Below are 15352 nucleotides of genomic sequence, written 5' to 3'. Positions count from 1 at the left end.
ATTTTTTCCAAGAAAAATTTTAAACATTAAATCTGAAGTGCATGATGTCTCCATCCTTCACTATATATTCTTTGCCTTCAATGGCTAGTTTTCCTGCTTCTTTACAACCAGCCTCTGTTTTGTATAGCTGGTAGTTTTCCAGTTTTATTACTTCAGCTTTAATAAATCCTTTTTCAAAATCTGTATGGATCACACCAGCAGCTTGCGGAGCTTTCCAGCCTTTTTTGATAGTCCATGCCCGTACTTCCTGCACACCCGCAGTGAAATAGGTGATAAGATCAAGAATCTCGTAAGACGCACGGATAAGTTTATCAAGCCCTGATTCTTTCAAGCCATATTCTCCTAAAAACATTTCTTTTTCTTCCGGATCGTCCAATTCTGCTATTTGCGCTTCGATGGAAGCACTTACCGTAATCACTTGTGCATTTTCGGCTTTCACCGATTCTTTTAGTGCTTCTACATATTTGTTTCCGGTGAGGATTACTTCCTCTTCTACATTGGCGGCATAGATTACTGGCTTTATGGTCAAGAGTTGTAGTGGAGCAATTTCTTCTTTTTCTTCCGCCGACACTTCCAGTGTTCTGGCATTGTGTCCGGCTTCCAGATGAGCTTTGTACTTTTGGAGAACAGGGAGTTCTTTTTTAGCTGCAGCGTCACCGGATTTAGCTATTTTTTCTACTCGCTGAATTTTTTTATCGATAGATTCCAAATCTTTCAATTGCAATTCAGTGTCGATTACCTCTTTGTCGAAAACAGGATCTACTCCACCGGCTACATGTACAATATTGTCATCTACAAAGCATCGAACTACATGAATGATGGCATCTACTTCCCGTATATTGGCGAGAAATTTATTTCCCAGGCCTTCTCCTTTACTTGCTCCTTTTACTAACCCTGCAATATCTACAAACTCGATTACCGTAGGCAATACCCTCTGGGGAGACACAAGATCTTCTAATATTTTCAACCTTTCATCAGGCACTGAAATCACCCCGACGTTGGGTTCGATCGTACAAAAAGGAAAGTTAGCTGCTTCTGCTTTTGCGTTTGATAACGCATTGAATAGTGTTGATTTTCCTACATTAGGTAAACCAACTATACCGCATTTTAATGCCATTTAAAATCTAATTGTTTTTGATTTGAAATATATGATACCTCTTAAATCCCCAATTGATTTCCACTACAGATACCCTTATAATAGTGTAAACCGGGATGGCCGCAATCATGCCGGGAATACCCCCTAAAGTTGCGGCGGCAAAGATAACAACAAATATTTCTAGTGGATGTGCTTTCACTGATTTTGAAAATATCAGTGGTTGAAAGATTACATTGTCCATAGCTTGAACTACAGCAAATACTGATATTATTTTTACAATCAATAATACTGCGGTGTTGTCGAATGAAAATTCACCAGACGTAGAGATTCCTACTACTATACCGAATATGGCACCCAAAAGTGGCCCCAAATAGGGTATGAGGTTGGCAACTGCAGCAAAAACAGCAATGGTGATGGCATAATTCACTCCTAAAATGGTAAGACCAAGTGCAGCAACTGAAAAAATGGCAAGCATTTGTAGTGTAAGTCCTATCAGGTAATTGGATAAAAGTTTTTCTATTTTAAAAACAGCAGAAATAAAAACTTCGAAATAAGCATTGGGTACCAGAGCAATCATTTGCCTGCTGAGCAGCCCATTTTCATACAACAAGAAAAATGAAATAAACGAGATGGCCAATATGCTTATAAAGAATGTTCCTGTGAAGCTGAGTAGATTGTCGAGAAGATCTTTGAAGTTAATGTTGCTAACAAATTCAATAATGGATGCTTTGATCTCTTCGTTGAAACTATCACCACCTTCTTTCAGAATGTTATTGCTAATCAGAAAATTTTCTATGGAGACAAAAGGAACCGATAGGTTTTCATATACCTCTTCGATGTTCAAATTAGAAATTACTTCGGTTTGTTTGATAACTAAAGGAACAAACAACAGGACAAACAGAGAAATAACGGCAGCTACAAGCCCGAATGAGAAGAATATGGCTATTACTCTGGGGACTTTTACTTTGAAAATGTATGTTCTGCTGATGAAATTGGTAAGCGGGCGAAGAATGGTAGCCAGTACGAGTGAAATGGAGGTATAAATGAATATATCTGAAAAAAGCCATGCTACAAGGATGAACACGGCTGTTATCAACACAATATAGAATAATGTCTTATTGATCATAAACTAAAATAAAAAAAGCCCTTGCGTTTCTTCAAGGACTCAAATTCTTACTTAATAAATCAGACCTTAGTCCCACTTCAACTCAGTATCGTCACCCGAAGAATCTGAAGTAGCATCTGTATCGGCAGTGTCTTTTTCCTCATACTCTTTTTCTCTATCAAACTCTGTGAAATCGACATCCGGTAACAACTCGTTTTTCACATGATCCACAGTGTGGTTCAAAGCTTCAACGAATTTGTTGAAATCTTCTTTGTACAAAAAGATTTTATGCTTTTCGTAGAAAAAACCTTCCTCACCATCTTTGTACCTTCTCTTACTTTCTGTAATAGTAAGGTAGTAGTCGTTTGAACGTGTAGCCTTAATGTCAAAAAAATAGGTTCTCTTTCCTGCCCTTACTCTTTCAGAGTATATTTCCTGTCTGTCATTATCCTTGTGCTCTTCCACTTTAGTCTCTTTTTTATGCGTTTGAAGTTAGGTATTGCGTTTACAATTTTAATAAAACATTTAAATATAGTATAATTTGGAATACAAAAGCAATTTGACCTTGTATTATCACTTTTTTCTTTGCTGTTGGCCTTGAAGCTTGGAGTTATATTTTTTCAAATAGAAAAACCAAAAGATCAATTCAATTGACAATCATTTATAAATTGCATTACTTATGTAAGTAGTTGAGGTAAACGGACAAAAAAACTTTCAAAATGGATTTTGATATAGACAAGCTAAAGGAGTTTTCAAACATCGAATTGTTGGCAAGGCAGCTTGTGGAAGGATTTATTACCGGGCTACACAAGTCACCTTATCATGGCTTTTCAGTCGAGTTTGCCGAACATCGTTTGTATAACTATGGTGAGAGCACGCGCCATATCGACTGGAAGGTATTTGCAAAAACCGACAGACTCTACACCAAGAGGTATGAAGAAGAAACAAACCTGCGTTGCTTTTTGGTTTTGGACAATTCCTCTTCCATGTATTATCCCCAGCCAGGATATGGTAAAATAAGGTTTTCTGTTTTGGCAGCAGCTGCATTGGCATTTTTGCTCCAGAAACAAAGAGATGCAGTAGGGTTATACACCTTTTCTGATGAGATAGAGGTGCAAACAGAAGTAAAATCAACTGCAACCCATGTACACAAATTGCTGGTAGAATTGCAGAAAATTTTTGAAGGTGAAAAAAGATCTAAAAAAACGAATGTGCCTTCAGTTCTTCATCAGATTGCAAAGAAAATACACAAGAGATCGCTTGTTATTATTTTCAGTGACATGTTTCAAAAAACTGAAAACCAAAATGAGATGTTTTCAGCCCTGCAGCACCTCAAACACAACAGGCATGAAGTATTGCTTTTTCATGTAAATGATAAAAACACGGAGCTTGATTTCGATTTTGAAGACAGGCCATACAAGTTCCATGATCTGGAAACTGGTGCTATTTTGAAGCTCACTCCTACTGAAATAAAGAAATCGTATCAAACCAAAATGCAGGCATATTATAAGGAGTTGAAACTTAAATGCTCACAATTGAAAATTGATTTTGTAGATGCAGATATCCATGATGATTTTGACAAAATCCTGAGTGCCTACCTTATCAAAAGGACTAAGATGAGGTGATTAGAACAGTCATTACAATCAACCCAATGTTAATTCACTCTTCTCATACCTGCGTAAGGGTCATTAAAACATAATATTAGCATTATTTTCATTTAACAATTTCCTCGCATTATTGCGATTAACAAACCTTGTTACAATGGATTATGCTTTTGACAAACCATTTCATTCGGAATTGGTCAAAGAACTCAATGCTTTTACTGCCAATCAGGCAACCCGATTTCCTCAAAAGGATATCCTCAAAATGGACATGCATTGCCACGATTACAACAGTGACGTTCCCGATGAACTTATAGGTAGAATATTAAAAGCTCCTGAAACATGGTTGCCTACCGAAAGGCTATTGAATACATTGAAAAAACGAGGCTGTGATGCATTCACCATCACCAATCACAACAATGCCCGATCCTGCTACGAGCAGCAGGACAAAGGATTGGACATACTTACTGCTTCTGAGTTCAGTTGTATGGTACCAGATTTCAAAGTAGGAATCCACGTACTTACTTATGGGTTTACTCCCGAGCAGGAAGTGAAGCTGAACAAGCTCCGATCCAATATTTACGATTTCCAGGAATATACCTGTGAGCACGATATTCCTACCATTTGGGCGCATCCGTTATACCATTATACCTCAGGGGTACCTCCTTATAGATTTTTTAAGAAAATGGCTTTACTCTTTGAGCGGTTCGAAGTGATCAACGGACAAAGAGACACCTGGCAAAATATGCTCACCAAATCCTGGATCGAAAGTCTGGATGAAGAGACTATAGACGACCTGATGGAAGAGACAGGGTTGGATTCCGGTAGGTATTGTCGAAATATCTACAAAAAATCAATGTCAGCAGGATCGGACAGCCACATGGGGATATTTTCCGGATTGACTGGCTCGTACTTATATGTACCCAATCTGGAAAACAAAAAAGGCAGCACTCCAGTTTCTCAGCTTGCATTGGAAGCAATTAGGAAGGGAAATATTGCACCTTACGGATCGCACAGCAGTTATGAAAAAATGACCATTGCGTTTTTGGATTATGTGTGCCAGATCGCCTTGTACCACAAGGATCCGGGAATGCTCAGAATCATGCTACATCGGGGAAAAACCAAAGACAAGCTTCAGGCAGTGCTTTTGTCCAATGCCTTTGCTGAACTGAGAAGGCACAAGACCACAATGAAGTTTGTGGATCTTTTTCACAATTGCTTTGCGGGTATTAAACCTCACTTTTCTAAAAGATGGCTTGTATCAAATGATTATAAGCCGGTGTTTGATGAAGCCATGAAAATAGCGGATACCACCAACGAAGATCCTGACAATTTGGTGGAATCTTATGAGAACTCTATTTTTTCTATCAGTAATCAATTGAATACTATCCTGTCCGAGAGATTGGCCAGGAAGATTGAAAAACTGACAACAGATTCTAACTGGAAAAATCTGACCCCAGAAACGTTGATGGATCAAATAGAAGTTCCCAGTGAAGTAAGGCGATTATGGGACAAATCATTGAGCCAGGGTTCAACCGAGGGTGTGCCACTTCCTGATTTAAGTAAATTTTTGGATGGGCTGTCTTTCCCATTTTTGGCCGCTAATTTCATATTGGCTGCTAACTTCACCAGTACCAAGGTGTTGTACAATACCAGGCCATTGCTGGAAGAATTTTCTCAAAAGATAAAAAAGTTTGAACACCCCACAAGAATGCTGTGGTTATCTGATACCTATGAGGACAGCAATGGCGTGGCAATGGTGTTACAATCGATTCACAAGGAAGTCAAAATAAGGAATTTACCAATAGATATTTTGGTGTGTAGCAACACCATCGAGCAAGACGAGCATTTGATTGTGAGAAAACCATTGTCAGAGTTCAATTTGCCATTTTATCAAAATCAACCCATGAGGATTCCCAACCTACTGGACATCCACAGAATATTTTTAGAAGGAGAATACGACAGGATAATGTGCTCTACTGAGGGGCCTATGGGATTGGTAGCCCTCTATTTAAAGCAAGCATACAATGTACCTTGTTTTCATTATTTGCATACGGATTGGATTACCTTTTCTAAGGAAGTACTTGATTTTGGACAGGATAACATAAGCAGGATGAGACGGTTTTTGAGAGCTTATTATAAAAAATTCGATAAGCTTTTTGTTTTGAATAAAGACCAACAAAAATGGTTGAAGAGCAAGCAAATGGGCTTTAAGTCATCTAAGGTATTTCGTACCGCACATTGGGTGGAGGATAAGTTTATTCCTGTAAAAACGGATAGTCAGGAGGTTTTTAATATCAAAAAAAATGTCCCGGTTCTGCTCTATGCTGGTAGGGTAAGCAAGGAAAAAGGAGTAATGGAGCTACCTGATATATTCACGAAAGTGAAATCTCAACTGCCGGATGTACAATTGGTAGTGGCTGGTAAGGGCCCTGCTGAAGAAGAATTGAGAAAAAAGATGCCGGAAGCTGTGTTTATGGGATGGGTGGATCATAACAAATTGCCGGAGTTGTATTCAGCTGCTGATTTGTTGATTTTACCTTCCAAATTTGACACATTCAGTGTGGTGGTACTGGAGGCATTGAGCTGTGGGTTGCCAGTAGTGGCTTATAATATCATGGGACCAAAAGACATCATAAAACATGAGGAAACGGGCTATTTGGTGAAAAACAAATCTGAAATTCCGGGAAAAGTAGTTGGTTATTTGAAAGACAAGGAGCTTCAGAAATCATTTAAAAAATCGGCGTTGAAAAGAGCCAATAGTTATAAATCTGATGCGATCCTCAAAGAGTTGCTCTATGAAGTGGGGCTTAAATCGGAGGTTTGAAATATATGGGAGAACACGAAAAGGAAAATTGGGCTTGGTGGAAGCATGGAGTGATTTACCACATATATGCCAAGAGTTTTTACGACAGCAATGGTGACGGTATCGGAGACATACAAGGGATCATCGAAAAATTGGATTATATAGCTTCTTTGGGAGTTGATGCAATATGGTTATCGCCTATATATAAGTCACCCATGCATGACAGTGGCTATGACGTTAGTGATTATAGGAATATAGATTCCGTTTTTGGTTCTATTGCAGACTTTAAGCAACTTATTTTCGAATGTCACGCACGTGATATCAGGGTAATCATGGATATGATTATGAATCATACCTCGATTGAACACCCGTGGTTTAAGGAATCCAGAAGTTCAAAAAGTAATCCTAAAAGAAACTGGTATATCTGGAAAGAAGGAAGAAAAGGAGGACTGCCAAATAACTGGAAGTCGGCTTTTGGAGGAAGTGGATGGGAATTGGATGAAAAAACGGGAGAGTATTATCTTCATTCGTTTTTGAAAGAACAGCCCGATTTAAATTGGAGAAGCAAGGGATTGAGAAAAGCTTTTTTCAAAGAGATTAAATATTGGCTCGATATGGGCGTGGATGGATTCAGGTTGGATGCCATCAATGTGATAGGAAAAGATAAGTACTTTCGAGACAATCCGGGATTTTTAGGGTTATTTAATCTTGGCAACAGACTACTCAATAGGAACTCTCCCCGTTCGCATAAGATAGTGAGAAAACTGCGCGAATTGATAGATACCTATGAAGATAAAATGATTGTGGGAGAGATTTTTGCTCCTCCTCCCGGAAACCCCAAAGTGGCTGCCAGTTATCTTGGAAATGGCAAAAACCAGCTACACATGGCGTTCGACTTCTCTTTAATTTTTAAAAGGTGGAATGCTGCCAGCTACTACGATGCGATAGAAAACTGGTACAATCAAATTCCAAAAAAAGGGTGGCCAAGTTTTGTACTATCTAACCACGACCTTTTTCGGAGTAAAAACAGACTGGGAGTGGGAGGTAATAATGAAGAGAAAGCCAAGATAATGGCGATCATCTTACTGACTTTGAAAGGAACTCCCTTTGTGTATTATGGAGAGGAGCTTGGCATGGAAAATATTAAATTGACAAAAGACCAGATCGTAGATCCTTTGGGAAAAAAATATTGGCCTTTGTTTGCGGGCCGGGATATGGCACGTTCTCCGATGCAGTGGACCGATGAACGTTATGCTGGTTTTTCTACTAAGGAACCATGGCTTCCTGTTCATAAAAACTTCAAAGAAGTCAACCTGAAAAACCTTGAGAATGATAAGAAATCGATCTTAAACCTGTTTAAAAATCTAATAGCCTTACGAAAAGAATATCCGTCGCTTAGTATGGGAGATTGGAAACCAATAATCAAAGGTGAAAATGGACTAATATCCTATTACAGGATTTTCAAAAACAGAAAAATTCAAATCATTCTGAATTTTACAGGCAAGAAAAAAATCTATAAAAATGGTACTGAAGTTTTTTGGAAAGTACTCCTGTCAACTAAAAGGAGTGAGTATATAGAATTAGATTCTAAAAATTTCGAGATTCTACCTTTCGAAGGAATCATACTCAAACTTCTATAATTTATTGTTTTCAAAATCTACTGTTTCCACTCGACAAGATACGTTCATTGCAAAAATCTGGTAGTTCGTTTAATACTTAATTGCAAGTTAAGGGTTTAGAGGTCGATAAGCATTCTATGCCAAAATGTTTAAGGGTTTCAAAAAAACTCACTCACTAAAATTTTATAAGTGTTATGAATGCAAAAAATCTAATTCAAGGGATTGGAATTTTGATTATATTCCTGCTAATGTCGTGTCAAAAAGATGATGACAAACTTAGTGTTGTAATCGAAGATGATGATCAGACAGAGACAACCTCAGATCCTGTATATACAGAATATTTTAATCAAAGTATATCAGAGGCCATGGAATCGAATAAAGATAACCACGAAGTTTCAGGAGATGAAAAATGGGAAGAAGAAGGTGCTATTACCATTCAGTTGAATGAAACCTCAATTACCACAACAGAAGGGTCAGTTGAGATAAATGGCACAACTGCCACTATTACAAAGGCAGGTATATACATCATTCAGGGAACCCTTTCAGATGGACAAATTATGGTCAATACCGAAGACGAAGAAACAGTTAAAATTGTACTAAACAATGTGTCTGTCACTAATACGTCCAATGCGCCATTTGGCGTTATGAGTGCTGAAAAGGTAGTTGTTTTTCTTCCTGAAAACACTCAAAACACTTTCTCAGATGCCACAACCTATGTTTATGAAGGAGATGAAGACGAACCCAATGCTACCTTTTTTAGTAAGGCTGATCTTTCAATCTACGGAACGGGTAACATAACAGTAAATGCTAACTACAATGATGGCATTTCAAGTAAAGACGGTTTGATCATTTCGAGTGGTAATTTTACCATCAACAGTGTTGATGATGGTATCCGGGGCAAAGATTACCTTATTATCAAGGGGGGTACTTTTAATGTACAATCAGATGGGGACGCTTTCAAATCAGATAATGATGATGACGAGGATCGTGGTTATATTTTAATAGAAAACGGTACATTTAATGTAGCTACAACTGCTGGGGATGGTTTTTCAGCAGAAACAGACTTGCTGATAGCGGATGGGGCTTTTGATTTGGTTACTGGTGGGGGGAGTGATTCTTTTGATGAAGAAGTATCGTCTAAAGCTTTGAAAGCAGGAATCAATAATGTGATAGAAGGAGGAACTTTTACAATTAATTCCGCAGATGACGCTTTACACTGTGATGGTAACCTGGTGATTGGAGGAGGTACATTTTCTATAGCGAGTGGAGATGATGGTATCCATGCTGATGAAGAGTTGACAATCAACGGCGGAGAAATTACAATTACTGAATCCTATGAGGGGTTAGAAAGTAATGTACTCACAATCAATGATGGTACAATACACTTGGTGTCCAGTGATGATGGAATCAATGGTGCTGGAGGAAATGATGGTTCGGGAATACGGCCAGGTCAGGGAAATTCATCTTCTTCAAGTAAGAGTAGTTTATATATTCAGGGTGGATATATAGTGGTAGAAGCCTCGGGTGATGGAGTAGATGTGAATGGATCTATTGAAATGACTGCAGGAATATTACTCGTTAATGGTCCGGCACAAGGAGCAAATGGCCCGTTGGATTACGATAACTCCTTTAAGATTTCCGGAGGGTTGCTCATTGCTGCCGGAACTTCTAATATGGCTCAAGCACCGAGTTCTACTTCAACTCAGAATAGCATCCTACTATATCTGGATAGTCAAAGTGCCAATACATTATTTGTTGTTCAAAATAGCGAAGGGGAAGCCTTGGTTACCTATAGTCCATCTGTAAGATATGAGTCTATTGTTTATTCTTCGTCCAAGCTGGTGAAGAGTAGCTCATACAAAGTATATATAGGTGGTTCTGCTACAGGGAGTGAAACCGATGGATTATACGAAGATGCCACATATAATAGTGGAACCTTGGTGAGTTCTTTTACATTATCTAGCACCATTACGCAGATCAACTGAAAAACCTGAGTTTGATAAAAAAAATAAAAAATTATTGGCTGAACCTAGAATAGCACTCGGGGTAAAGTTAGAAAGGCTTTTTTATAGTTAAATTTTATTGAAGTTGGATTTGAACGTAGAATATGTGCCGGAAAAAATGGTTTAGGCTTGTAGTACCGATTTTGTATGTAAGTATGGTGTTTATATTCATTGTAAAACTTTTTGAGCAGATGTGTTTATCGCATGTTTTTGATAAGGCGATTAAAGTTCATAAATTACTATCAAAGCTTGAACTATGAACAAACAACAAATTTTAACTAAAAGGCCTGTTGGACTTCCCGATGCTACTACATGGGATTTGCAAGAAAAGCCCATCCCTCAAATCAGTGATGGAGAAGTGCTCATTAAAATCCATTACATATCTCTGGATCCGGCCATGCGAGGATGGATGAACGATGTGAAATCTTATATAGAACCTGTACAGGTAGGCGATGTAATGCGTGCAGGTACAGTCGGGGAAGTGATAGAATCTAAGAATGACAAACTGCCAAAAGGAACTTTTTGTTCCGGATGGGGAGGGGTTCAGCAATACGTGGTGACTAATGGCAAGGGCTGGTATTCTGTTGATCCCAAATTGGCTCCATTACCAATGTATATAGGTACACTTGGTATGCCGGGAATGACCGCTTACTTTGGATTGCTGGAAGTAGGCCAGCCAAAAGCAGGAGAGACGGTAGTGGTTTCCGGAGCTGCGGGAGCAGTTGGGAGCATCGTAGGTCAGATTGCAAAAATAAAAGGCTGCAAGGTAATAGGCATAGCTGGTGGAAAAGACAAATGCGACTACCTGATCAATGAGTTGGGATTTGATGCAGCTATTGACTACAAAGAAGGAAACCTCAATACGGAATTAAAACAAAAATGCCCTAATGGTGTGGATGTTTATTTCGACAATGTGGGAGGCGTCATTCTGGATGCAGTGTTGACTAAAATCAATATGAAAGCCCGTATTGTAATTTGTGGAGCTATTTCCCAATATAACAATACCACCGCTATAAAAGGGCCATCCAATTATTTGTCGTTGCTAGTGAATCGCGCAAAAATGGAGGGAATGGTTGTACTTGATTATGCAAGTAAGTATGGAGAAGCAGCCGTAGAAATGGCCGGATGGTTGCAAACAGGTAAGCTCAAATCCAAAGAGCATGTAGTAGATGGCATAGAAAATTTTTACGATGCATTTCTGAAGTTGTTTTCAGGGGATAAATTAGGAAAGCTTGTGCTCAAAGTTTTAGATTAAGAGATATGCTATACAGTAATCGGTCGGATTATTAAGTTCACTTTCCAAATTCTACAGTTCACCGGAATTGGCTTTACGGTGAAGGTGTTTGAATCTACATTTACAATGTAATAAAGATTACAACCCCAGAAAAAGAAAGTGATTTGTATAGTTGAATAGTTTTAAAATCTGGTTGCTCCTGCAGCCAGATTTTTTTATTTTATGGCTATTGAGGTTTGAGTGTTTCGGTTGATATTTGATTTAAGTCAGTATTCTAAAGTTCACCTCCCGGATTCTACAGTTCACCGGAATCGACTTTACGGTGAGAGTATTTAAACCTACTTTTGCAACGTAATAAAGATTACAACCCAGAAAAAGAAATAGTGATTTGTATAGTTGAATAGTTTAAGATCTGGCTTCTCCGGTAGCCAGATTTTTTTATTTTATGGCTATTGAGGTTTGAGTGTTTCGGTTGATATTTGATTTAAGTCAGTATTCTAAAGTTCACCTCTCGTATTCTGCAGTTCACCGGAATCGACTTTACGGTGAGGGTGTTTGAGTCTATTTTTACAACGTAATAAAGATTACAACCCCAGAAAAAGAAATAGTGATTTGTATAGTTGAATAGTTTTAAAATCTGGCTTCTCCGGTAGCCAGATTTTTTTATTTCAACCCATAAATACCCATAAGAAGAATAAAATACAGGATTAATTTTCATTACAAGAGTATGGGACATGGTTGATATGAAAATCGTTTCGAACAATATTTGCCTTACTGCTTCCCAACCATTTTTAGATATATCTATCTTAGGTATCAACTTAATTATCCTTTAATTTGCCCAAATTACTTACATATCAATTGGCTAAAGGCGGTTACCATAATACCACAAGAGGACGAATAAGTCATTACCTCTATAGTTTTAATTGGTGGAGATGGTTGAGTATCGTTTTTTTAGGCGTGTTGACACGTTTTTTAGTTGATGCTTTTTTCGCTTTAATTTATGAAGACCACCATCTTGAGTGGAACAGCCTGGAATACCTAAAAGCCATTTCTGTGGCTTTTGTGATATTGGAAACCGTGAGATGGCTCAACAGAAGACTTGATGAAAAGTGGCCTTGGCAGTTAAATCCTGCCGTTAGATTTTTAATTCAACTGACTACCAATATCTTCTTCGTTTTGGTTATGGTGGTTGGTTCCAGGTTTCTGGTGGCTGCTTTATTCCACGAAAATTATCAATTGGTATTTCTTGAAGAGATGGTGGTATCTCTTACTATCATTATTATCACATTCATAGTGGTAGTTATCGAACTGGGGATATTCTTTCTCAATAGGTGGCGGAAATCTCTGATGGAAATAGAACGGTTTAAAAAGCAAAGCCTTCAAATTCGGTATGAAATGCTCAAGACTCAGGTAAACCCTCATTTTCTTTTCAATAGTCTAAATACCTTGTCTTCTCTGGTGTATTCGGATCAGAACACAGCGCATAATTTTATCCGAAAATTAGCAAAAGTATATCGCAATGTGTTGGAGTATAGGGGAAAGGGTCTGGTGTCTATCAATGAGGAACTTCATGCATTGAATTCATACATAGACCTTATTAAATTGAGGTTTGGTGATAAACTAGATTTGAAAATAGAAATAGATGAAAAATGGGGAGATTATATGGTGCCTCCCATTATTTTTCAAATGCTTATAGAAAATGCCATAAAACATAATGTTGCGTCTATGAAAAATCCATTGTCAATTTGGGTAAACGTGGAGGACGATTATATTGTGTTTAAGAACACATTGAAATTAAAATCTTCAAAAGGTTATTCTTCTAAGATTGGTTTGGACAATATTTGTAGTCATTACCAGTTGGTAACTGATAAGAGAGTTATCATAAACGAGACTCAGGAGTTTTTTATTGTGAAAATACCACTATTGGATCCACGCTATGACAGCATTAATTATTGAGGATGAAATTCATGCTCAAAAGGAGTTAAAACGACTATTAGAATCATCATCCCATGGAGTTGAGGTACTTGACTGTATTGATACCGTAGAAGATAGCATAGAGTGGTTGCAAAACAATCCCAAACCAGATTTGATATTTTTGGATGTTCAGCTTTCGGATGGCCTCAGTTTTGAAATATTCAAACAAGTAGAAGTAGAAAGTCCCATCATTTTCACCACAGCATTTGAGAACTATGCCCTGAAGGCTTTTAAAGTAAATAGTATAGATTATCTATTGAAGCCTATAGAAATTGACAAACTAGAGGCTAGTTTGGATAAATATTCGAAGTTGAGGAGCACCTTTTCCGGTTCAACAAACGTGGTGCTTAATTCAGAGCAGGTAGATCGGCTGTTTGAGATCACTACAGATGGTAAAAAGGAATATAAAAAACGATTTATGGTCAAAACCGGAGATCGTATTCGTCATATTTCCGTACAGGATACTGCATTCTTTTTGTCCGAGCATGATTACACCTATCTGGTAGCAAAAGAAAATAAAAAATTTATTATTGATTACTCTCTGGACGAACTTGCCAAAATTTTGGATCCCAATGAATTTTTTAGGATTTCCAGAAAATGTATCACTAATATTCATTCGGTGAAAATGGTAAATAAATACTTCAACAGCCGTCTTGAAGTAATACTACAGCCACCTACCGAAGATCAGATTCTGATCAGTCGTGTACGAGTCCCGGAGTTTATGAAGTGGCTGGAGAAGTAAACTAGTATTGGCAATAGGTATCAAGATATTTTAATTGAGGTTTGCTATCACCCTTATCAGTTTTTGTTGAACTTCTAAAGCTAATCCTCCCAAAGTTTCGTTTTGAACAGCTCCCATAGAAGCAATGGGATCAACTGCGGAAACTTCCACATCTCCATTTTCATGTTCTTCCACAATGATGTTGCAAGGAAGGAAAACACCTATTTTATCTTCACTTTGGAGTGCTTTATGAGCAAAATGAGGATTGCATGCACCCAGAATCTTGTACTTCTTAAAATCAACATCAATTTTCTTTTTCAATGTTTCTTTCACATCAATTTCCGTTAAGACTCCAAAACCTTCCTTTTTCAATTCGATCGTCACAAGCTCAATGGCTTTATCGAAATCCTTTCCTTTAAGTATTGTATTGAAATAATAGCTCATAATTTTTATGGTTAAATGTAGTGTCGTTTGGTTCAATTGGTATTGCATAAAAATAACAAATATTTACCGTATAACTATGTGAAAACATGGGGTATTGGTTTTATAATACTCCGCTCTACTCAGTATATTTCAATTCTTTAAATATCTGATTTATCAGGGAAGGTGTTTCTCTTTAATCGTCTAGTATAGAGAGTATTTTCTCAATTTGAGAAATACGAATTTCCAATATCGGCTTATATGCACTATAAACACACTTTTATTTTGCTGGCATGTTTATTCCTATTAGGTAAGTACAAATTAAGTTAAACCAAAAATATATAAACATGAAAGCGCATAATAGAAGTCTCAATATGATCACTAAAACCATCGGAGTAGTAGCTCTTATTTTCTTGTTTGCATGCTCAGGCAATCAATCCAATGATCTTAAACAGCAAAAAGAAGAAATAGTAAAGGAGCTTGAAAAACTGGAAACCAATATTGATGATGCCATCGATGATATTGAAGACAAATTAAACCTCAACGAAGGACCAATTGAAAGGAATCTTGAAAAAGTACAGGAAGACCTGAAACAGAAAAAGAAAGATGTGCAAGTTTCCTTGACCAAAGCTAAAAATGCTACTAAAGACAATTGGGAAAGCATTAAGAGTGATGTAAATGAAACCATGGATGACATTGAAGCTGAGTTTAACGATGTGAAACAAGAAATTGCAGAGGCATTGGATGGTTCTGATAAATAATTATCAGATAAT

At 37.6% G+C, this 15352-nt stretch carries 12 protein-coding genes; 8 read left to right on the top strand and 4 right to left on the bottom strand.

The window, feature by feature from the left end; genetic code table 11:
- Positions 1-19: 19 nt before the first annotated feature.
- From ychF to AAOP42_RS20000, 3 genes are all read right to left on the bottom strand, one after another.
- Entirely contained in the window at positions 20-1117 is a 1098-nt protein-coding gene (ychF, locus tag AAOP42_RS20010) for a redox-regulated ATPase YchF (protein ID WP_349530360.1), read from the bottom strand.
- A gap of 7 nt (positions 1118-1124) precedes the next feature.
- Positions 1125-2222, bottom strand: coding sequence for an AI-2E family transporter (locus AAOP42_RS20005; RefSeq protein ID WP_349530359.1), 1098 nt, complete (start codon positions 2220-2222; stop codon positions 1125-1127).
- Positions 2223-2288: 66 nt separating this feature from the next.
- A complete protein-coding gene (locus AAOP42_RS20000) occupies positions 2289-2666 on the bottom strand; it encodes a DUF3276 family protein (RefSeq protein WP_349530358.1) in 378 nt (125 codons plus the stop codon).
- 254 nt (positions 2667-2920) lie between these two features.
- Here AAOP42_RS20000 and AAOP42_RS19995 point away from each other — a divergent pair, with 254 nt between their 5' ends.
- The 7 genes from AAOP42_RS19995 (at position 2921) to AAOP42_RS19965 (ending at position 14180) form a co-directional block, all read left to right on the top strand.
- Entirely contained in the window at positions 2921-3826 is a 906-nt protein-coding gene (locus tag AAOP42_RS19995; RefSeq protein WP_349530357.1) for a DUF58 domain-containing protein, read from the top strand.
- A 136-nt stretch (positions 3827-3962) separates the two neighbouring features.
- Positions 3963-6629 (top strand): glycosyltransferase, encoded by a 2667-nt coding sequence (locus AAOP42_RS19990; protein WP_349530356.1) that lies wholly within the window; start codon positions 3963-3965, stop codon positions 6627-6629.
- Between the two features lie 5 nt (positions 6630-6634).
- Complete coding sequence (locus AAOP42_RS19985; protein WP_349530355.1) at positions 6635-8248, top strand: alpha-glucosidase; 1614 nt, start codon at positions 6635-6637, stop codon at positions 8246-8248.
- A 227-nt stretch (positions 8249-8475) separates the two neighbouring features.
- Positions 8476-10212 (top strand): carbohydrate-binding domain-containing protein, encoded by a 1737-nt coding sequence (locus tag AAOP42_RS19980; RefSeq protein WP_349530354.1) that lies wholly within the window; start codon positions 8476-8478, stop codon positions 10210-10212.
- Positions 10213-10486: 274 nt separating this feature from the next.
- Complete coding sequence (locus AAOP42_RS19975) at positions 10487-11485, top strand: NADP-dependent oxidoreductase (protein ID WP_349530353.1); 999 nt, start codon at positions 10487-10489, stop codon at positions 11483-11485.
- 813 nt (positions 11486-12298) lie between these two features.
- Positions 12299-13420 (top strand): sensor histidine kinase, encoded by a 1122-nt coding sequence (locus AAOP42_RS19970; RefSeq protein ID WP_349530352.1) that lies wholly within the window; start codon positions 12299-12301, stop codon positions 13418-13420.
- The gene (locus AAOP42_RS19965) at positions 13401-14180 is read left to right on the top strand and encodes a LytR/AlgR family response regulator transcription factor (RefSeq protein ID WP_349530351.1); all 780 of its coding nucleotides are present in this window, start codon (positions 13401-13403) and stop codon (positions 14178-14180) included. The genes AAOP42_RS19970 and AAOP42_RS19965 overlap by 20 nt, the downstream gene beginning before the upstream one ends.
- A gap of 30 nt (positions 14181-14210) precedes the next feature.
- Here AAOP42_RS19965 and AAOP42_RS19960 read toward each other — a convergent pair whose 3' ends face one another.
- Positions 14211-14603 carry a DUF302 domain-containing protein gene (locus tag AAOP42_RS19960; RefSeq protein ID WP_349530350.1) on the bottom strand — a complete coding sequence of 131 codons (393 nt, stop codon included), beginning with the start codon at positions 14601-14603 and terminating at the stop codon, positions 14211-14213.
- 323 nt (positions 14604-14926) lie between these two features.
- On the opposite strand from AAOP42_RS19960, the gene AAOP42_RS19955 reads away from it, so the two are divergent.
- Positions 14927-15340, top strand: coding sequence for a hypothetical protein (locus tag AAOP42_RS19955; protein ID WP_349530349.1), 414 nt, complete (start codon positions 14927-14929; stop codon positions 15338-15340).
- Positions 15341-15352: the final 12 nt, after the last annotated feature.

Origin of the sequence: Reichenbachiella sp. MALMAid0571, from assembly GCF_040151475.1 — a bacterium.
Classification (GTDB): Bacteria; Bacteroidota; Bacteroidia; order Cytophagales; family Cyclobacteriaceae; genus CAXBNB01.
The sequence above is the reverse complement of the archived record's forward strand: the minus strand, read 5'-3'. Positions and strand labels throughout refer to the sequence as shown.